This is a genomic window from Mycobacterium sp. (genome assembly GCF_032159565.1).
Classification (GTDB): Bacteria; Actinomycetota; Actinomycetes; order Mycobacteriales; family Mycobacteriaceae; genus Mycobacterium.
This window is the reverse complement of sequence record NZ_JAVHWR010000036.1, coordinates 1-17739: the sequence shown is the minus strand read 5'-3', so window position 1 is coordinate 17739 and position 17739 is coordinate 1. Positions and strand designations below refer to the sequence as shown.

19 protein-coding genes and 1 pseudogene are annotated in these 17739 nt (G+C 67.6%); 9 read left to right on the top strand and 11 right to left on the bottom strand.

Annotated features, from left to right (window positions below; all coding sequences use genetic code 11):
- Together QOC76_RS04630 and QOC76_RS04625 are read left to right on the top strand one after the other, a co-directional pair.
- Positions 1–110 (top strand): annotated as a pseudogene (locus tag QOC76_RS04630) (IS110 family transposase); the annotation flags it as partial.
- Between the two features lie 14 nt (positions 111–124).
- Positions 125–811, top strand: a complete 687-nt coding sequence (locus tag QOC76_RS04625) for a PhzF family protein (protein ID WP_526354670.1) — start codon at positions 125–127, stop codon at positions 809–811.
- Between the two features lie 12 nt (positions 812–823).
- Here the strand turns inward: QOC76_RS04625 and nrdR are convergent, their stop codons facing one another.
- Both nrdR and QOC76_RS04615 read right to left on the bottom strand, forming a co-directional pair.
- The gene (nrdR, locus tag QOC76_RS04620; protein WP_526354668.1) at positions 824–1282 is read right to left on the bottom strand and encodes a transcriptional regulator NrdR; all 459 of its coding nucleotides are present in this window, start codon (positions 1280–1282) and stop codon (positions 824–826) included.
- 123 nt (positions 1283–1405) lie between these two features.
- Positions 1406–1876: a LysM peptidoglycan-binding domain-containing protein gene (locus QOC76_RS04615; RefSeq protein ID WP_526354666.1), complete on the bottom strand. Its 471-nt coding sequence runs from the start codon at positions 1874–1876 to the stop codon at positions 1406–1408.
- Between the two features lie 210 nt (positions 1877–2086).
- Between QOC76_RS04615 and lexA the strand changes: the two genes are divergently transcribed.
- Positions 2087–2803, top strand: coding sequence for a transcriptional repressor LexA (gene lexA, locus QOC76_RS04610; RefSeq protein ID WP_526354664.1), 717 nt, complete (start codon positions 2087–2089; stop codon positions 2801–2803).
- Positions 2804–2808: 5 nt separating this feature from the next.
- Here lexA and QOC76_RS04605 read toward each other — a convergent pair whose 3' ends face one another.
- Positions 2809–4722, bottom strand: a complete 1914-nt coding sequence (locus tag QOC76_RS04605) for a sunset domain-containing protein (RefSeq protein ID WP_526354662.1) — start codon at positions 4720–4722, stop codon at positions 2809–2811.
- Between the two features lie 122 nt (positions 4723–4844).
- Positions 4845–6005, bottom strand: a complete 1161-nt coding sequence (locus QOC76_RS04600) for an acyl-CoA dehydrogenase family protein (RefSeq protein WP_526354660.1) — start codon at positions 6003–6005, stop codon at positions 4845–4847.
- A gap of 101 nt (positions 6006–6106) precedes the next feature.
- Between QOC76_RS04600 and QOC76_RS04595 the strand changes: the two genes are divergently transcribed.
- Positions 6107–6616: a hypothetical protein gene (locus QOC76_RS04595; protein ID WP_526354658.1), complete on the top strand. Its 510-nt coding sequence runs from the start codon at positions 6107–6109 to the stop codon at positions 6614–6616.
- 102 nt (positions 6617–6718) lie between these two features.
- A complete protein-coding gene (mbp1, locus tag QOC76_RS04590; RefSeq protein ID WP_526354656.1) occupies positions 6719–6958 on the top strand; it encodes a microaggregate-binding protein 1 in 240 nt (79 codons plus the stop codon).
- A 51-nt stretch (positions 6959–7009) separates the two neighbouring features.
- Here the strand turns inward: mbp1 and hflX are convergent, their stop codons facing one another.
- From hflX to QOC76_RS04565, 5 genes are read right to left on the bottom strand one after another with little or no spacing between them, the layout of a single operon-like run.
- On the bottom strand, positions 7010–8425 hold the full coding sequence (gene hflX, locus QOC76_RS04585; protein WP_526354654.1) for a GTPase HflX: 1416 nt from the start codon (positions 8423–8425) through the stop codon (positions 7010–7012).
- 45 nt (positions 8426–8470) lie between these two features.
- Positions 8471–9343 carry a diaminopimelate epimerase gene (dapF, locus tag QOC76_RS04580; RefSeq protein WP_526354652.1) on the bottom strand — a complete coding sequence of 291 codons (873 nt, stop codon included), beginning with the start codon at positions 9341–9343 and terminating at the stop codon, positions 8471–8473.
- A gap of 4 nt (positions 9344–9347) precedes the next feature.
- Complete coding sequence (gene miaA, locus QOC76_RS04575) at positions 9348–10253, bottom strand: tRNA (adenosine(37)-N6)-dimethylallyltransferase MiaA (RefSeq protein WP_526354650.1); 906 nt, start codon at positions 10251–10253, stop codon at positions 9348–9350.
- Positions 10250–10936 carry a class III extradiol ring-cleavage dioxygenase family protein gene (locus tag QOC76_RS04570; RefSeq protein WP_526354648.1) on the bottom strand — a complete coding sequence of 229 codons (687 nt, stop codon included), beginning with the start codon at positions 10934–10936 and terminating at the stop codon, positions 10250–10252. Before QOC76_RS04570 ends, miaA begins: the two co-directional genes overlap by 4 nt.
- Positions 10937–10959: 23 nt before the next feature.
- Positions 10960–11832, bottom strand: coding sequence for a DMT family transporter (locus tag QOC76_RS04565; protein WP_526354646.1), 873 nt, complete (start codon positions 11830–11832; stop codon positions 10960–10962).
- Between the two features lie 160 nt (positions 11833–11992).
- Here QOC76_RS04565 and QOC76_RS04560 point away from each other — a divergent pair, with 160 nt between their 5' ends.
- Positions 11993–13402: a DUF349 domain-containing protein gene (locus tag QOC76_RS04560; RefSeq protein ID WP_526354644.1), complete on the top strand. Its 1410-nt coding sequence runs from the start codon at positions 11993–11995 to the stop codon at positions 13400–13402.
- Here the strand turns inward: QOC76_RS04560 and QOC76_RS04555 are convergent.
- Both QOC76_RS04555 and miaB read right to left on the bottom strand, forming a co-directional pair.
- Positions 13399–13998 (bottom strand): Rv2732c family membrane protein, encoded by a 600-nt coding sequence (locus QOC76_RS04555; protein ID WP_526354642.1) that lies wholly within the window; start codon positions 13996–13998, stop codon positions 13399–13401. The genes QOC76_RS04560 and QOC76_RS04555 overlap by 4 nt on opposite strands.
- On the bottom strand, positions 13995–15503 hold the full coding sequence (gene miaB, locus QOC76_RS04550; RefSeq protein WP_526354640.1) for a tRNA (N6-isopentenyl adenosine(37)-C2)-methylthiotransferase MiaB: 1509 nt from the start codon (positions 15501–15503) through the stop codon (positions 13995–13997). The genes QOC76_RS04555 and miaB overlap by 4 nt, the downstream gene beginning before the upstream one ends.
- 95 nt (positions 15504–15598) lie before the next feature.
- Between miaB and QOC76_RS04545 the strand changes: the two genes are divergently transcribed.
- From QOC76_RS04545 to QOC76_RS04535, 3 genes are all read left to right on the top strand, one after another.
- Positions 15599–16327, top strand: coding sequence for an amino acid ABC transporter ATP-binding protein (locus QOC76_RS04545; RefSeq protein ID WP_526354672.1), 729 nt, complete (start codon positions 15599–15601; stop codon positions 16325–16327).
- Positions 16328–16360: 33 nt separating this feature from the next.
- Positions 16361–17173 (top strand): glutamate ABC transporter substrate-binding protein, encoded by an 813-nt coding sequence (locus QOC76_RS04540; RefSeq protein WP_526354638.1) that lies wholly within the window; start codon positions 16361–16363, stop codon positions 17171–17173.
- Positions 17174–17221: 48 nt separating this feature from the next.
- On the top strand, positions 17222–17739 hold a 518-nt coding region (locus tag QOC76_RS04535), incomplete at its 3' end, for an amino acid ABC transporter permease (RefSeq protein WP_526354636.1).

The window sequence follows — 17739 nt, the reverse complement described above, 5'->3', positions numbered from 1 at the left end:
CCCCCGAAGCGCTGCGCTGCCTCAAACGCCGCCTCTCCAGAGTCGTCTTCAACCACCTGCACACCGACCATCAAAACCGCCAAAACGCTTGCCAACCGGCAGCGGCTTGACATAGGAGAAACGCATGGCCATCGATGTGACAGTGCTGCGGGTATTCGCCGATGCGGACGGGAAGTTCGGCAACCCACTCGGCGTGGTCGACGCAAGCGCCGTCGACCCCGCCGACCGGCAGCGCATCGCCGCCCAATTGGGTTACAGCGAAACGATATTCATCGATCTGCCCGAGCCCGGCGCGAATACGGCGCATGCCCGGATCTTCACACCCACCACTGAACTGCCCTTCGCCGGTCATCCGACCGTAGGAGCGTCGTGGTGGCTGCGCGATATCGGCCGCCCGATTAACACCCTGCAGGTGCCAGCCGGGGTGGTCCAGGTCAGTTACGACGCCGACATCGCTGCTGTGCGTGCGCGCGCCGAATGGGCACCGGACTTCGCGATCTACTACCTGAAGTCCACCGAGGAGCTCTTCGCCGCCACGCCCGACGACTATCCCGACGACGTCGAGAACTATCTGTGGACGTGGACCGACGAGGACAACGGCGTGCTGCGCTCCCGGATGTTCGCGGTCGCCCTCGGCGTGCCCGAGGACGAGGCAACCGGCGCGGCGGCGGTTCGCATCACCGACTATCTCAGCCGCGACCTCACCATCGTGCAGGGCAAGGGCTCAGTCATCCGGACGCAGTGGAGCGCCGACGGGTGGGTTCGGGTCGCAGGCCGCGTGGTCGACGACGGAACCAGGCAGATCGACTGAGCAACCGTGGGCCTAGCTCGAGACCGTACGGTGCGCCCGAAGCGCCTCGATCTCGCGCTCGAAGTCGTCCGCCGAGGAGAACGACCGGTATACGGACGCGAAGCGCAGGTAGGCGACCTCGTCGAGATCCCGTAATGGCCCCAGGATGGCCAATCCGACCTCGTGGCTGGGCACTTCGGGCGACCCGGCGGCGCGCACGGTGTCCTCGACCTGCTGTGCCAACAGGTTCAGCGCATCGTCGTCGACCTGTCGACCCTGGCAGGCGCGCCGCACCCCCCTGATGACCTTCTCGCGGCTGAACGGCTCGGTGACCCCGCTGCGCTTGACAACGGCCAGTACTGCGGTCTCGACGGTGGTGAACCGGCGGCCGCACTCCGGGCAGGAGCGACGGCGCCGGATCGCTTGGCCTTCGTCGGTTTCCCGGGAGTCCACGACACGCGAGTCGGGATGACGGCAGAACGGACAGTGCATGACTGCTCCTTCGCCGTGCCGACGGACAACCAACTCGAACGCCTCCGAGCGTACCTTCGTATCCCGCCCAAAACCCGCACTCCGACTGGCCGTTGCGCGGCAGCGCGTTTCGCCGCGCATCGCTCAGCCGACCGGTGCGATCAGCGTCTGCCCGGCGTCGAGCGACGCGGACTCCAGTTGATTGAGTTCCCGAATCCGGTCGACGACATGGGCGACGGGCGCGGCGGGTGCCACCCGGTGCGCCACCTGCTGCAGCGTCTCCCCCGCCTGTACCTGGACCACGGCCAGCGTGTCGGGCACCGGTGCCGACGAACTGGCGGTGCCGACGACACCGCCGAACTGAGCCACCACACCGAGCCACGCCGTGATCAGCGCGGCGAGCAGCGCCAGCCCGACGGTGGTGGCGGGCGTGATCGGGCGCCTGCGATGCGATGCGCGGGACATGACGACGCCGGGACCGCGGTAGCGCATCGGTGCACCGCCCGGCCGTCGCCGGCTCTGGGGTGCGCGGTATGGCCGGCGCGCCGCCGTCGGGCCGTGAGGCCCCCGCACGACGGGACCCGCCAGGACTTCTCTCGTGTCCAGAACTGTCATCTGCCTCGCCTTCCGCTTCGATCGTTCGCTCTTATGTTCGAACTCTAATCGATCAGGTGTTCGATTAATAGAACATGTGATCGAACTGTTGCGAAACGATAGGGCAGGCCACCGACAAAACCGGTCGGCCGCAGGTCGCGGATCCACAGATTGCGACACGCCTCGAACACATGTTTGATTATCGGGCGTCCGGCGACTACATTCAGCGCCATGAGCGAGGACCGCACCGACACTCAGAACAGCACTACAGGGCCCGGCAACGCAGGCGAACGCCGCGCGCCGGAGAGCACACTCACCGAGCGGCAGCGCACGATCCTGCAGGTCATTCGCGCCTCGGTGACCAGCCGCGGCTATCCACCGAGCATCAGGGAGATCGGCGATGCGGTGGGTCTGACGTCGACCTCGTCGGTCGCTCACCAGTTGCGGACCCTGGAGCGGAAGGGCTATCTGCGGCGCGATCCGAACCGGCCGCGTGCGGTCGACGTGCGCGGCTCCGACGACATGGTGACACCGATTGTGGGCACCGATGTAGCCGGCTCGGACGCGCTACCCGAGCCGACCTTCGTGCCGGTGCTGGGCCGCATCGCGGCGGGCGGCCCGATACTGGCCGAACAAGCCGTCGAGGACGTCTTCCCGCTACCCCGCGAGCTTGTCGGCGAGGGCTCGCTGTTCCTGCTCAAGGTGGTCGGCGAGTCGATGATCGACGCGGCGATCTGCGATGGCGACTGGGTCGTGGTGCGTCAGCAGAACGTCGCCGACAACGGCGACATCGTCGCGGCGATGATCGACGGCGAGGCCACCGTGAAGACGTTCAAACGCACCCGCGGCCAGGTATGGCTGATGCCGCACAATCCGGCGTTCGATCCGATTCCCGGCAACGACGCCGCGGTCCTCGGCAAGGTCGTCACGGTGATCAGGAAGATCTGACTCAGCTAATCGGCCTTGACGAACCCGTTGGCGCGGGCGAATTGCTCGTTGACGAAGTAGACCTCGGCCGGAACGTGGTCGTAGAGGTCGCTTTCCGGCCCCCAGTACAGACCCGACTTGGTGTCCGCCTTGATGGGGTATCCGGTGGGAGCCAGGTACGGGTCGTCAAGCGGTAGGTGAATCGCGGTCTGCGCCTCCTGCGCATCGCCTGGACTGGCCTCGGGGGCGGGCGCCGCAACCGGTTCAGGCTCATCGGCCGGTGATTCGTCCAGCTGAATCGCCGCGTGGCGACCGGAATTCGCCTCGGAATGCGACGGGATCCGCGTCGGCGCGGTATCGGACTCGTCGGGTTCGGGCTCGAGTTCGGAGAACTCGTCGGCGTCATCGACCGTCTCCTCGAACGGGTCTCTGCCCGGCCCGTACCGCTCGGATTCCGATGGGCGAGCGTAACTCTCGGCGAGCCGGACCCGGGAAGGCTCTTCGGCGCCCGCAAGTCGCAGCGCTTCGGCCTCGTCATCGGTCTCGTGGCTGGTGTCGACATCGAAGTCGTCCTTCAACTCATCCACGTCGCCGTTGCGATTGCGCAGCGTCGCAACCAGAATCAGGCCGATCAGAACCATCAACGGAATGCCTGCGAGCAACCACCACCACGACGGTGTGAACCAGTTGCGCTTCTCGGAATGCGAAGCGGCGGCGTTCGACGCTTGGGGCGGTTCGTAGCCGGGGACGCTGAGGCCCGCCAGCCCGGACGCCAGGTTGGCCGGTTGCGTGGTGAACTTGTTGGCCTGTTTGTCCCAGGAGAGCTGGCCGCCGGTGAACCGCTGAGAGACGACGTTTCCGTCCTCGGTCTGGTCGGCCACCGGGGGCCCGAGCGAACCGGCGGCGCCGCCGAGTTTGTCCCACGCCGCGTTCATTGCCCCGCGCACGATGAAAGCCCCGTAGTCGGGCGTCCAGAAGATCACCGGCTTATCCTGCGCGGAGAACGTGCTGACGCGGCTGCCCGTCTTCAATCCGCCGTCGGCCTCGTCACTGCTCGGCAGGCCGAGGTCGCCCTGCGGCCCGCCCACCGACTCATACTTCTTCAGTACCTGGCCGCTGACCACGTTCGCGCCGGTGGCCGGGCTGTAGTAGATCTTGCCGCCGGTGAAGTCCTGCCCGGCGCCGTCCTGCCCGATGGCATACTGCGCACCCTGCTTGGCCCCGAGCGGTCCCAGCGGACCACCGGCGGCCCGCCTGGCCGCATCGATCGCCGACGTGGCGTCCTGGGGCACCGTCAGCCCGGCCAACTGGCCCGCCAGATCGGGTGGAACGGTGGTGAACTCCTTCGAGGACCGGTTCCAGGAAACCTCACCGCCGGTGAACTTCTGCGAGACGATGTCGCCGTTGAAGATCTCGTCCTCGGTCGGCACGCCAAGCGCCCCAGGCGAGCCGCCGAGCTTGTCCCAAGCCGCGTTCAGTGCACCCCTGACGACATGGGCGCCGGTGTCGGGCGTCCAGAAGATGACCGGCTTGTCGGCCGCGCTGAACGTGGTGTTGCGGCTGTCCGGGCTGACCTTGCCCGGACCCTCGTCGATCGTTGGAAACCCGAGGTCGCCGTCGGCCGGTCCGCCGAGCGACTCGTATTTCTGCAGGATCGCGCCGCCCATGATGTGCGCGCCGGTGTCGGGGGTGAAGAAGATCTTGCCGCCGGCGTAGTTCTGGCCGAAGCCGGCGCCGATGGGATAGACGTCGCCGTCATTGGGTCCCAGGGGGCCGGTCGCGCCGCCGCCGGCGTCGTACGCCCGGTTGATCGCGTCGGCGGCGTCGGAGTCCGGCGTCGCTGCCGCCACGGGGGCCAGCACAAGGGCAACGGAAGCAGCCAGCACAGCCGCCGCCGCACGGCCCAATACGGAATTCAGCAGGGCACGCTCCCCATTCATCCACCCCTCCCCGTGTCACGGCAAAGTCCCCTGAAACTAGCGCGTTCGTCAGCCGTACGTCAGATAGACACGATAACGGTAGGGAACCGGCGTTTCCCGGGAGGCCGAGATCCAGGTGGGACCTACACGCCCAGCGAGCGCCCGATGATCTCCTTCATGATCTCGGTCGTGCCGCCGTAGATGGTCTGCACCCGCGCGTCCAGATACGCGCGCGCAACCGGGTATTCCCGCATGTACCCGTAGCCACCGTGCAACTGCAGGCACCGATCGATGAGATGCACCTGCTTCTCGGTGGAGTACCACTTGGCCATCGCGGCCTGCTCGGCGGAGAGCTTCCCGTCCAGATGCAACCGGATGAACTCGTCGACCATGATCCGCACTGCCGTTGCCTCCGTGGACAATTCGGCCAAAACGAAGCGGCTGTTCTGCTGGCTGCCGATCGGCCTGCCAAAGGCCTTGCGCTCCTTGGCGTATTGCAGCGTTTCGGTCAGCACGGCGTCCATCGCCGCGGCGGCCATCACCGCGATGTTCAGCCGCTCCTGGGGCAGGTTCTGCATCAGGTAGATGAAGCCCATGCCCTCCTGGCCCAGCAGGTTCTCGGCGGGGACCTTGACGTCGGTGAACGACAGTTCGGCGGTGTCCTGCGCGTCCAGGCCGATCTTCTCGAGATGCCTGCCGCGCTCGAAGCCGTCCATGCCGCGCTCGACGACCAGCAGCGAGAAGCCCTGGGCACCCTTGTCGGGATCGGTGCACGCGACGACGATCACCAGGTCGGCGTTGATGCCGTTGGTGATGAACGTCTTGGACCCGTTGAGGACGTAATGGTCGTCCACCTTGACCGCCCTGGTCTTGATGCCCTGCAGGTCGCTGCCGGTGCCGGGCTCGGTCATCGCGATCGCGGTGATGTACTCGCCGCTGCAGAACTTGGGCAGCCAGCGCTGTTTCTGCTCCTCGGTAGTCAGGTTGAGCAGGTACGGCGCGATGATGTCGTTGTGCAGGCCGAAGCCGAGCCCACTGAACCGCCCTGCGGTGGTCTCCTCGGTGAGCACCACGTTGTAGCGGAAGTCGGAGTTGCCGCCGCCGCCGTACTCCTCGGGCACGGCCATGCCGAGGAAGCCCTGCTTGCCGGCTTCCAGCCAGACGCTTCGATCGACGATCTTGTCCTTCTCCCACTGGTCGTGGTGGGGCGCGACATGCCGATCGAGGAAGGAGCGGTAGGACTCGCGGAACAAGTCGTGCTCGGGCTCGAAGAGAGTGCGCTCGTACTTGACGACGTTGCCCATGTAGACCTCCGGAAATCAGTGGGGGCTTTTGCCACGACGATATCTCACCCAACCGGATGGTTGGTTGCCGGGCGGTGCGGTAGTGGAAATAGAATCCTTCAGTGAGCGAGGTGCAGTCGTTGCAGGTCGAAGACGGTGGAACGACCATCGCATTCACGTTCGACGACATGATGCGCTATCACGGCCCGCACTCTCCCGCCGGCGTGGCGATGGCCTTCAAGGTCCTGCAACGCGCGTTCGGTGAGCTCTCCCCCGGTGTAGCCCCGCCAAGGCGATCTGTGGTCGTGCGCACCGCCTTCCGCGGACCCGGTGCGCGCGACGGGTTCGAGGTGGTCACCCGGGGCGTCAGCGAGGGGCGATACACGGTCGATCGATCCCTTTTACGCGCTGACCGGGGACGGTTACTCGAGGACTTCGTCTTCGAGGTGGCCATCGGCGACCGCGCGGCGACGCTGGTCCTGCGCGACGGGTTCGTGACCGACGAGTTCATCGACCTTGCTCGCACCGAGAACAGGACCGCCGAGCAGGAGCGTCGGCTCGCCGAACTGAAAGCCGGGCTGGCAGGGTTGGTGATGAGCGCCGGCGCCGCCGACCTATTCGACCTCGCCTGACACCCCCGACCGTTGTGAGGTGCACCACCAAACCGGGATGCGCGTTTAACGAACAGCCAATCCGGGGAACGAAACGGGCAACCAATGAAAAGGAGATGCGCGATGGCGGAGAACAACAGCGGTCCCGAAGAGGCCGTCAAGGGTGTCGTCGAGGGCGTGAAGGGCAAGGTCAAGGAAGTCGCGGGGGCCGTCGCCGGTCGCGACGACCTCTATCGCGAGGGTCAGGCCCAGCAGGACAAGGCCGACGCGCAGCGCAATGCCGCCCAGAAAGAGGCAGAGGCCGAGGGCGCCCGCGCCGCCGCGAAGACGGCCGAGAAGCGTCAAGAGGCCGAACAGAACTGAGAAACGCACAGCACGGAAATGGGGCACCGAGGGGTGCCCCATTTTTGTGTACTAGAACGTCGCGAACTCGCTCAGGCTGGCGGCCAACGGGATCGGCACGCGTGCCTTGATCCGAGTGCCTTCCGGGGTGTGCTCGGTGGCGTCGACCCGGCCGTCGGCGTGCACGCGTGCCACCAGGTCGCCGCGGTCGTACGGGATGGTCACATCGACAGCAGTGTCGGTCGGCGTCACCAGTTGCGCCATCCGCCGCTGCAACTGGTCGAGGCCGTCGCCCGTATGTGCGGAGACGAATACCGCGCCGGGTAGCGCGCGCCGCAACTGGGCCAGCGTGAGGCCGTCGGCGGCGTCGATCTTGTTGACCACCACCAACTCCGGCGGCGGTTGGCTGTCACGTTCGGCGAGCACCTCGTTGATCACCTGACGCACCGCGACGATCTGCGCCAGCGGGTGGGCGTCAGAACCATCGACCACGTGGACCAGTAGGTCGGCGTCGACGACTTCCTCCAGCGTGGAGCGGAAGGCCTCGACCAATTGGGTCGGCAGGTGGCGGACGAAACCCACCGTGTCGGTCAGTACGAACGGTCTGCCGTCGCCGAATTCGCCTCGGCGCGTTGTGGGTTCCAGTGTCGCGAACAACGCGTTCTCCACCAGTACACCCGCTCCGGTGAGCGCATTGAGCAGGCTGGACTTGCCCGCGTTGGTGTAGCCGACGATTGCGATGGAGGCCATGTCGCTGCCCAGCCTGCGGCTGCGTTGTGTGTCGCGGACCTTCTTCATGGCCTTGATGTCGCGGCGCAGCTTGGACATTCGTTCACGGATGCGTCGGCGGTCGGTCTCGATCTTCGTCTCGCCGGGGCCGCGCAGACCGACACCGCCGCCGCTGCCGCCTGCGCGCCCGCCCGCCTGGCGGGACATCGACTCGCCCCACCCACGCAGCCGAGGAAGCATGTACTCCATCTGCGCGAGCGCCACCTGCGCCTTGCCCTCCCGGCTGGTGGCGTGCTGGGCGAAGATGTCGAGGATCAGCGCGGTGCGGTCGATCACCTTCACCTTGACCGCCTTCTCCAGCGCGGTCAGCTGAGCGGGGCTCAGCTCGCCGTCGCAGATCACGGTGTCGGCGCCGGTCGCGACCACCACGTCGCGCAACTCCTGCGCCTTGCCGGACCCGATGTAGGTGGAGGCGTCCGGCTTGTCACGGCGCTGGATGAGGCCGTCGAGCACCTCGGAGCCTGCCGTTTCGGCGAGCGCGGCCAGTTCGGCCAGGCTGGCGTCGGCGTCGGCGGCACTGCCTTCGGTCCAGACGCCGACCAGCACGACGCGCTCCAGTCGCAGCTGGCGGTACTCGACCTCGGAGACGTCGGTGAGTTCGGTCGACAGGCCGGCCACCCGGCGCAGCGCCGTGCGGTCGTCGAGGGCCAGCTCACCGGCGCTCGGAGTGTGGTTGATGTGGGATTCGGGATAGGTCATAGGCGAATAAAGATTCGCACGGAGATCACTTTTCATGCACCCCTATTAACGCTGCTGAGCACGCCACCATTCCTCGGAAATCTCACCGCCGGCCACCAAGACCGACGGACCGCGCAAGTAGCTGCTGGCGTCGGTGACGGTGACGGACACCTGGCCGCCGGGGATGCAGACCGCAAGCGTGCCGGTCGTTGCGCCCTGGTACGCCAGCGCGGCGACGGCGGCAGCCACCGTTCCTGTTCCGCACGAACGAGTTTCGCCGACACCTCGCTCGTGTACCCGCATCGACACCGAACCATTCGACGGAGCCGTCAGTACTTCGATGTTGACCCCGTCGGGGAACTGCCCGGCGTCGAACCCCACCGGCGCGGCCACATCGAGCGCGGCCAGCTCGTCGGCGGCCAGGTCGGGGTCCACGCACGCCAGGTGTGGGTTTCCGACGTCGATCGCGAGCCCGGCGAAGGGTCTGCCGCTGACGATCGCCTCGCCGGTGCCGAGCTGGTTGGCCTTGCCCATCTCCACGGTGACGTCGGCATTGGTGGCGTCCCAGCCGTGCAGCATCACCGGCCGAGGGCCCGCCAACGAGCCGACGACGAACTCGTCGCGGTTCTCCAGCCCGCATGCGCGCAGGTAGTGGGCGAACACCCGGACGCCGTTGCCGCACATCTGGGCGATCGACCCGTCCGCGTTGCGGTAGTCCATGTACCAGTCACCAGCAGCGACGCCTTCTGGCAGCCGCTCGAACACACCCGCGTCCGCCGCCGCGCCCGCGGTGGTCACCCGCAGCACACCGTCGGCGCCGATGCCGCGACGGCGGTCGCACAGGGCGGCGACCGCGGCAGGCTGCAGTGGCAGCCTGCCGTCCAGGTCGGGCAGCAGCACGAAATCGTTCTGCGTGCCGTGACCCTTTGCGAACATCACCTGATCAGGATACGTCTCGCCATGCCCGCAGCGTGTCGGTGACGTTGTCGCCGGCCGTGCCGTCGAGCCAGGTGATCCGGTGATCGCGGCGGAACCACGACCGCTGCCGTCGTACATAGCGGCGGGTGCCGATGAACGTCGGTTCGCGTGCGGCCGAGCCGTCGCCGCCCGCCTCGAGGTCCTCGATCACCTGTGCGTAGCCGAGCGCCCTGGATGCGGTCACGCCGTCGCGCAGCCCCCTGTCCAGCAGTGCGCGCACCTCGTCAACGAGGCCGTCGGTGAACATCACGTCGGTGCGCAGAGCCAGCCGCTCGTCGAGAGCGCTTGTCTCCCAATCCAACCCGACAATAGCGGTGTCCCAGCGCGGTGGACCGATGGTGGGCGCCGACGCCGCGAACGGCTTGCCGGTCAGCTCGATCACCTCGAGCGCCCGCACGATGCGCCTGCCGTCGGTGGCCAGGATCGACGAGGCCGCCGCCGAGTCGACCCGGCCCAGTTCCCGGTGCAGCGCGGCGGCGCCGATGTCGGCCAGCCTCAGCTCCCACCTGGCCCGGACGTCGGGTTGGGTGGCCGGAAACGACCAGTCGTCGAGCAGCGACTGGATGTACATCATGGATCCGCCGACGATGATCGGCGGCGTTCCGGCGGCCGAGATCCGCTCGACGTCGGCGGCGGCATCGCGTTGATAGCGCGCGACGGTCGCGGTCTCGGTGACGTCCAGCACGTCGAGCTGATGGTGCGGGATGCCGCGGCGCTCGGCGACGGGCAGCTTCGCGGTGCCGATGTCCATCCCGCGGTAGAGCTGCATGGCGTCGGCGTTCACGATCTCTCCGCCAAGCCGCTCCGCCACCGCCAGTGCCAGCGCCGACTTGCCGGTGCCGGTGGGGCCGATGATCGCGAGCGGCCTCATGGGTGCCAGGCGCCGGCGAAATATCCGACGCCGTAAGGCGCTCCGCGATAGAGCTCCCTCGCCGAGCGCGGGCCTTCGGCGGCGAGTCCGGCCAGCACCTGGTAGCCGACCCGGCCGACGACGGCGCGCGGCAGCCGGGCGAGCGCCTCGGTGTCGCCGCCTGCCAGCGCGTCGTCCAGCGAGGCCTGCACCGGGATCATCTCCGGGTGGTAGCCGCCCGGCGCGGGCGGTGTGAGGGTGTGGGCTCCGTCGGCCACGACGAGCACGCCGACGGGTTCTGCGGCGTCGTCGACCTCGGCGCGCAGCCACCTGCCGCGGTCGCGTGCCGCCTCGGAACCGTGGTCGACGCAGAACACCCGCACCTCGGCGCGCGCCCCGGCATCGACCTGTGCGCGCACCCAGCCGGTGATCAGCGCGCAGAGCGGCAGTTCGCCGGGGGCGTCGCCGGCATCCGGCGACAGCGCGACGCGCAGGTCGACGCCGTAGCCCGCGAATGTGCCGACCCGTTCGGGACCGATGACCGCGTCAGCTGGACCGACACCGACGGCGATCCAGCGCGCAGGCAGCGACGAGGCAGCCGTGAACACCGCCTCACGCAAGTCGGTCAGTTCACCGGCCGCCGACGCCGCCAGCTCGGGAACCATGACCGGTGCCGACGGGACGATCGCGATGGCGCTCAGCACGAAACCAAACTAACGGGCCGACTTCATGCTGGTTGCCTCGCCGACGCGGTCGCGGCCTCGCCACGCGCCAGCGCAGCCGTCGCGACCACCATCACCGCCACCGCGACGATGAGGATGAACCAGCCCGCCTCGCCCGGACGCAGCGCTTCGCCCAGCACGACGACGCCGAGCACCGACCCCACGAGCGGTTCGGTGACCGTCATCGTCGGCAGCGACGCCGTCAACGAACCGGCCCGGAAGGACGCCTGCTGATACGCCGTGCCCGCGATGGCGACCAGCACCCACACATACAGCTCAGGTGTGCGGACCAACGCCCACAACCCGCCGTCGAGCCGGTCCACCACGCCCTTGGTCAGCACCGCGAACAAGCCCCACAGCGCACCCGACACCACCCCGAGCAGGATCGCGCTGGCAGGCCCCTTGACGATGCTGGCGCCAAGCACGCAGAGCACCAGTGCGGGGCCGAGGACCACCACAACCGCCGTCCAGGTCTCGAACGAGGCACGCGAATGGCCCGCAGACGGGTTGCCGACGGTCACGATCACCGCCACCGCCGCGGCGAGCAGCGCCGCCCACAGCCACTCCCACCGGGTCACCCTGCGGCGGCTCGCCCATGCGTTGATCGGCAGCGCGAACAGCAGTGAGGTGACCAGCAGCGCCTGCACGAGCAGCACCGAACCCAGACCGAGCGCCGCCGCCTGCAGTGCGAACCCGGCCGCCGCCACCAGGCTGCCGAGCCACCACCGCCGGTCGCGGAGCAGCCTGGTGGTCAGCTCGAGGTGGCTGACGGGTTCGTCGGTGACCTCGTGTGCGGAGCGCTGATGGATGACGTCGCCGATCGCGATGAAGAAGGCGGCGCCGAGGGCGAGCAGGGCGGCGATGTCCGCCTTGGCCATCTCCTGGACCTCCCGTCGTCGTCGGTGACGAGCCTAGGCAAATGGCAGCATCGGCGTACGGACGCACGGCGACCTGTTTGAATAGCGTGCGAAGTAGACGGGCGCCGCGTCGCGCGGCAGGTGCGCGGAAATGTCCGCGCGGAGGGCACGAGGAACGAAGATGACGACCAGCGAACCCGGCGGGAGGACCGACGCCCGTAGGGCAGAAGACGGTGGCGGCACCGCCCCGCCGGAGGTCAGGGGGACGACCCCGGAATCGATGACGACCACCCCCAAACCCGCTCCCCGTCCCGGACCACCGCGTCCGGGCCCACGGCCCGGTCCGTCACCGTCCGCCCATCACGGCGCGCCCGTCGCCCCTGCAGTCGATCCGCATAGGTACGGTCGCGTCGACCCCGACGGCACGGTGTGGCTGATCAGCAGCGCAGGCGAACGGGTCATCGGATCCTGGCAGGCAGGCGACACCGAAGCGGCCTTCGCCCATTTCGGACGGCGCTTCGACGACCTCGCCACCGAGATCGGGTTGATGGAAAGCCGGCTGGCGTCGGGCACCGGCGATGCCCGCAAGATCAAGTCGGCCGCGGCATCCCTCGCCGAAAGCCTGCCCACCGCATCGGTGCTCGGGGACGTCGACGCGTTGGCGGCGAGGCTGACGGCGATCGTCGAGCACGCCGACTCCGCGGCCGCGGCCGAAAAGGCCAAGCGCGAGGAGCACCGCGCCGAGCAGACCGCCCGCAAGGAGGCGCTGGCCGCCGAGGCCGAGGACCTGGCGACCACTTCGACGCAGTGGAAGGCCGCCGGTGACCGGCTGCGGGAAATCCTCGACGAGTGGCGCACGATCAGCGGAGTCGACCGCAAGACCGATGACGCGCTGTGGAAGCGGTATTCGGCGGCGCGGGAAGGTTTCAACCGCCGCCGCGGGGCGCATTTCGCCGAACTCGACCGCGAACGGGCGGGCGCCCGCCAGGCCAAGGAGGCGTTGTGCGAACGCGCCGAGGAACTGGCCGGCTCGACCGACTGGGGACCGACGTCGGCGGCCTTTCGCGAACTGCTGACGGAGTGGAAGGCGGCCGGCCGCGCCAGCAAGGACGTCGATGACGCGCTGTGGCAGCGGTTCAAGGCCGCCCAGGACACCTTCTTCGCGGCCCGTAACGCCATATCCGCCGAGCGCGACGCCGAGTTCCGCGCCAACGCGGATGCGAAAGAGGCGCTGCTCGCGGAGGCCGGGAGATTGGACACCTCGGATCTGGATGCGGCGCGTTCCGCCCTGCGCACCATCGGCGACAAATGGGACAAGATCGGCAAGGTGCCGCGTGAGCGCGGCGCCGACCTGGAGCGGCGGTTGCGGGCGATCGAGAAGAAGGTGCGCGACGCGCCGAGCCACCGCATCGATCCCGAGGCTCAGGCGCGCGCCGATCAATTCCGGGAACGCGCCGAACAGTACGAACGGCAGGCAGAGAAGGCGGCGGCGGCAGGCCGTTCCAAGGACGCCGAGGACGCGCGGGCCAGCGCCGAGCAATGGCGGCAGTGGGCCGAAGCCGCGGCCGAAGCTCTCGGCAGGAAAGGCTAGCCCTTCGGTCCCTCGCCGTCGGTGTCGTCGTCGAGGCTCTCCAGCAGGCCCCTGGTCTGCCGCTTGGCGGCCGCCCTGCGACGCTCCTCCTCGGCTGCGAGCTGCAGCGCGGTGCGTGCCCACACCACCCGGGCCCAGTTGTAGGTCAGCACGATCACGGTGAGCCAGGCGACGATCAGGCCGATGCCGGGCCCAGGGTGCGGTGCAACAGCGGTCTGCCGCGACCACACCGCCAGCAGCCCGGTGAAGGACGCCAGCATGGATCCGGCCAGCGCCATCCACGCCAACGCCCATCGTCTGGTCAGCAGGGCCAGCATCGAGAAGCCGACCCCGAACACCAGCGCCAGCCAGATGAACACGCGCGACGGCAGGGAGATCCCGACCCCGATCGCGGCATCGTTGCCTGCCAGCACATCCCAGCCCTTGGCGCCGCCGGTGTGCGGCAGGATGAACGTCGCCAGCAGTACGAAAACCGCGACGGCGATGACCAACGCCCTTACGCCGGGATCGATTTCGCGGGCGATGCGGCGTTCGGCGGCCTCGATATCGCTCTTGAAGTCCTCGAAGTCTCCGCCCTTGTGATCGCCCGCGGTCACCGCGCACACCCTGAGGTGGTCGGCAGGCTGACCGGCACCCCTATGCCCGGCATGCCGAGGCCGATACCCTGCGGCCGACGCCCGGCCTCGTGCGCGTCACCTGCGCGGGTACGCCGATGCGCCAGCAGCGCCCCGTCGGCGATCAGATGGTGCGGCGCGGCGCCGGTGACGGCGGTGGTCACGATGTCCCCGGGCCGGATATCGGCGCCCATCGGGGTGAAGTGCACCAACCTGCCGTCCCTCGCGCGACCGGACATCCTCGCGGTGCGGGAGTCCTTACGCCCTTCGCCGACGGCTACCAACAGCTCGACGGTGCGGCCGATCTGGGCGGTGTTCTCCTCCAGCGAGATTCGCTCCTGGGTGTCGATGAGTCGTTGATAACGTTCTTGCACGATGGCTTTCGGTAGCTGTCCGTCGAGCTCGGCCGCCGGCGTGCCGGGTCGCTTCGAATACTGGAACGTGAACGCTGCGCTGAACCGGGCCGCGGCCACCACGTCGAGCGTGTCCTGAAAGTCCTGCTCGGTCTCTCCAGGGAATCCGACGATCAGGTCGGTGGTGACCGCGGCGTGCGGGATGGCGGTGCGCACCTTGTCGAGGATGGACAGGAAGCGATCGGAGCGGTAGGAGCGGCGCATGGCCCGCAGCACCCGGTCCGAGCCGGATTGCATCGGCATGTGAAGGGCCGGGCACACATTCGGCGTCTCCGCCATCGCCTCGATGACGTCGTCGGTGAACTCGGCGGGGTGAGGCGAGGTGAACCGGACCCGTTCCAGACCGTCGATCCGCCCGCAGGCGCGCAGAAGTTGGGCGAACGCCCCGCGATCGCGTGGCTGGTCGGGGTCGGCGAACGAGACGCCGTAGGCGTTGACGTTCTGGCCGAGCAGCGTCACCTCGAGGACACCCTGCTCCACCAGTGCCTGCACCTCGGCCAGCACATCGCCCGGCCTGCGGTCGACCTCCTTGCCGCGCAACGCGGGCACGATGCAGAACGTGCAGGTGTTGTTGCAGCCAACCGAGATCGAAACCCAACCGGCGTAAGCGGATTCCCGCGCCACCGGCAAATTCGACGGGAACTCCTGCAGTGCCTCGACGATTTCGACCTGCGCCGCGTTGTTGTGCCGAGCCCGATCGAGCAGTGCCGGCAGCGACCCGATGTTGTGTGTGCCGAAGACGACATCCACCCACGGGGCCCGGCGCAGCACGGCGTCGCGGTCCTTTTGCGCCAGACACCCGCCGACGGCGATCTGCATATCCGGGTCGGCCTGTTTGCGCGGCACCAGGTGGCTGAGGTTGCCGTAGAGCTTGTTGTCGGCGTTCTCCCGCACGGCACATGTGTTGAACACCACAACGTCGGCGTCCGCGCCGTAGGCCGCACGCCGGTAGCCCGCGGCCTCGAGCAGGCCCGCCAGCCGCTCGGAGTCGTGCACGTTCATCTGGCAGCCGTAGGTGCGCACCTGATAGGTGCGCCCAGCCTCCGTGGTTGCCGTCGATGTCACCAGGCCCATGTTACGGGCGGCAATACGGCGTTAATTGGGCGGATTCACGAGTTGAAGACAACCTGCGCGTTACCTGGGTAAGGTCTGCATCCATGGGCACGCCGATGGTCTCGATCAAGGGCGTCAACAAGCATTTCGGCGATCTCCATGTGCTCAAGGACATCGACCTCGACGTCGACCGTGCCGAGGTGATCGTCGTGCTGGGGCCGTCCGGCTCCGGCAAATCAACGTTGTGCCGCACCATCAATCGGCTCGAGACCATCGAATCGGGCACGATCGAGATCGACGGTGAGGTGTTGCCGGAGGAAGGACGCAAGCTCGCGCAGCTGCGGTCCGACGTCGGCATGGTGTTTCAGTCGTTCAATCTGTTCGCGCACAAGACGATTCTGGAAAACGTCGCACTGGCACCTCGCAAGGTGCGCAAAGCGTCCAAGGAGGACGCGCGCAAGAAGGCGATGGAGCTGCTGGACCGCGTCGGCGTGGCCAACCAGGCCGACAAGTACCCCGCACAGCTATCGGGCGGGCAGCAGCAGCGGGTGGCGATCGCGCGGTCGCTGGCGATGAACCCGAAAGTCATGCTGTTCGACGAGCCGACCAGCGCGCTGGACCCGGAGATGATCAGCGAGGTGCTCTCGGTGATGACCTCGCTGGCCAAGGACGGCATGACGATGATCGTGGTGACCCACGAGATGGGGTTCGCCCGCGGTGCGGCCAACCGAGTGGTGTTCATGTCCGACGGCGCGATCGTCGAAGCCGCCGAGCCGAAGGAATTCTTCGAAAACCCCCGCTCGGATCGCGCCAAAGATTTCCTCGGAAAGATCCTCAAGCACTGAGAGCAACAAAGCCCCGGCGAAAGGAACAACAAAATGGCGTCCTTCTCACTTCGTGTCGCAGGAGCCGTAGCACTGGCCATGGCCCTGCCGTTCGCGGCCACTGCATGTGGTGGCGGCGGCGGCGAGAACTCGATCGTCATCGGGACGAAGTTCGACCAGCCCGGTCTCGGCCTGAAGAATCCCGACGGCAAGATGAGCGGCTTCGACGTCGACGTCGCCACCTATGTCGCCAAGGAACTCGGCTATCCCGCAGACAAGATCGAGTGGAAGGAATCGCCGTCAGGCCAGCGCGAGACCCTGATCCAGAACGACCAGGTCAAGTTCATCGCCGCTACCTACTCGATCACCGACGCCCGTAAGGAGAAGGTCAGCTTCGCGGGCCCCTACCTGGTCACCGGCCAGAGCCTCCTGGTGAAGGCCGACAACAACGACATCACCGGCGCCGAGTCGCTGCAGAACAACAAGAAGCTGTGCTCGGTGTCGGGTTCGACGCCCGCGCAGCGCATCAAGGACAAGTACCCGGGTGTGCAGCTGCAGCAGTACGACACGTACTCCGCCTGCGTCGAGGCGCTGAAGAACGGGGCCATCGACGCGGTCACCACCGACGAGGTGATCCTTGCCGGTTATGCCGCACAGAGCCCCGGCGCGTTCAAGATCGTCGGCAAGCCGTTCTCGCAGGAGAACTACGGCATCGGCCTGAAGAAGGGCGACACGGAACTGTGCACCAAGATCACGGACGCGGTGAAGAAAATGGAGTCGGAAGGCGCGTGGAAGGCCGCGTGGGACAAGAACCTCGGTCCCGCGGGTATCGCTGCCCCCGCGCCGCCCGCTCTCGCCCCCTGCTGACCCGGCAGAGCTGACCAACCGCACGTGGAGGTACTACCCGGATACACCGTGGGCCAGGTTCTGGAGGCCTTCTGGACGACGATTCAGCTGACGGTGTTCTCCGCCGTCGGCGCGCTGATCCTCGGTACGGTGCTGGCCGCGATGCGGCTGGCACCGGTGCCGATGCTCAACTGGCTCGGAACGACCTATGTCAACGTGGTGCGCAACACCCCACTGACGCTGATCATCCTGTTCTGCTCGTTCGGTCTGGCGCAGACGCTGGGCGTCACGTTTGTTGACTCGAATTCACCGACATCCATCGAGGACAGCAACTTCCGGCTCGCCGTACTCGGGTTGACGGTCTACACAGCGTCATTCGTCTGCGAGACGGTACGATCCGGGGTCAACACCATCCCGTTGGGCCAGGCCGAGGCGGCGCGGTCGCTGGGATTGTCATTCGGCCAGAATCTCCGAATAATCCTGCTGCCGCAATCTTTTCGCGCGGTGATCATCCCGCTCGGGTCGGTTTTGATCGCGCTGACGAAGAACACCACGATCGCCTCGGCGATCGGCGTCGCCGAGGCAGC

Bases quoted from the DNA above. Each gene is read 5' to 3' on its own strand.
- QOC76_RS04625 (WP_526354670.1), top strand. From the start codon at position 125: ATGGCCATCGATGTGACAGTGCTGCGGGTATTCGCCGATGCGGACGGG.
- nrdR (WP_526354668.1), bottom strand. From the start codon at position 1,282: ATGCACTGTCCGTTCTGCCGTCATCCCGACTCGCGTGTCGTGGACTCC.
- QOC76_RS04615 (WP_526354666.1), bottom strand. From the start codon at position 1,876: ATGACAGTTCTGGACACGAGAGAAGTCCTGGCGGGTCCCGTCGTGCGG.
- lexA (WP_526354664.1), top strand. From the start codon at position 2,087: ATGAGCGAGGACCGCACCGACACTCAGAACAGCACTACAGGGCCCGGC.
- QOC76_RS04605 (WP_526354662.1), bottom strand. From the start codon at position 4,722: ATGAATGGGGAGCGTGCCCTGCTGAATTCCGTATTGGGCCGTGCGGCG.
- QOC76_RS04600 (WP_526354660.1), bottom strand. From the start codon at position 6,005: ATGGGCAACGTCGTCAAGTACGAGCGCACTCTCTTCGAGCCCGAGCAC.
- mbp1 (WP_526354656.1), top strand. From the start codon at position 6,719: ATGGCGGAGAACAACAGCGGTCCCGAAGAGGCCGTCAAGGGTGTCGTC.
- hflX (WP_526354654.1), bottom strand. From the start codon at position 8,425: ATGACCTATCCCGAATCCCACATCAACCACACTCCGAGCGCCGGTGAG.
- miaA (WP_526354650.1), bottom strand. From the start codon at position 10,253: ATGAGGCCGCTCGCGATCATCGGCCCCACCGGCACCGGCAAGTCGGCG.
- QOC76_RS04565 (WP_526354646.1), bottom strand. From the start codon at position 11,832: ATGGCCAAGGCGGACATCGCCGCCCTGCTCGCCCTCGGCGCCGCCTTC.
- QOC76_RS04560 (WP_526354644.1), top strand. From the start codon at position 11,993: ATGACGACCAGCGAACCCGGCGGGAGGACCGACGCCCGTAGGGCAGAA.
- miaB (WP_526354640.1), bottom strand. From the start codon at position 15,503: ATGGGCCTGGTGACATCGACGGCAACCACGGAGGCTGGGCGCACCTAT.
- QOC76_RS04545 (WP_526354672.1), top strand. From the start codon at position 15,599: ATGGTCTCGATCAAGGGCGTCAACAAGCATTTCGGCGATCTCCATGTG.
- QOC76_RS04540 (WP_526354638.1), top strand. From the start codon at position 16,361: ATGGCGTCCTTCTCACTTCGTGTCGCAGGAGCCGTAGCACTGGCCATG.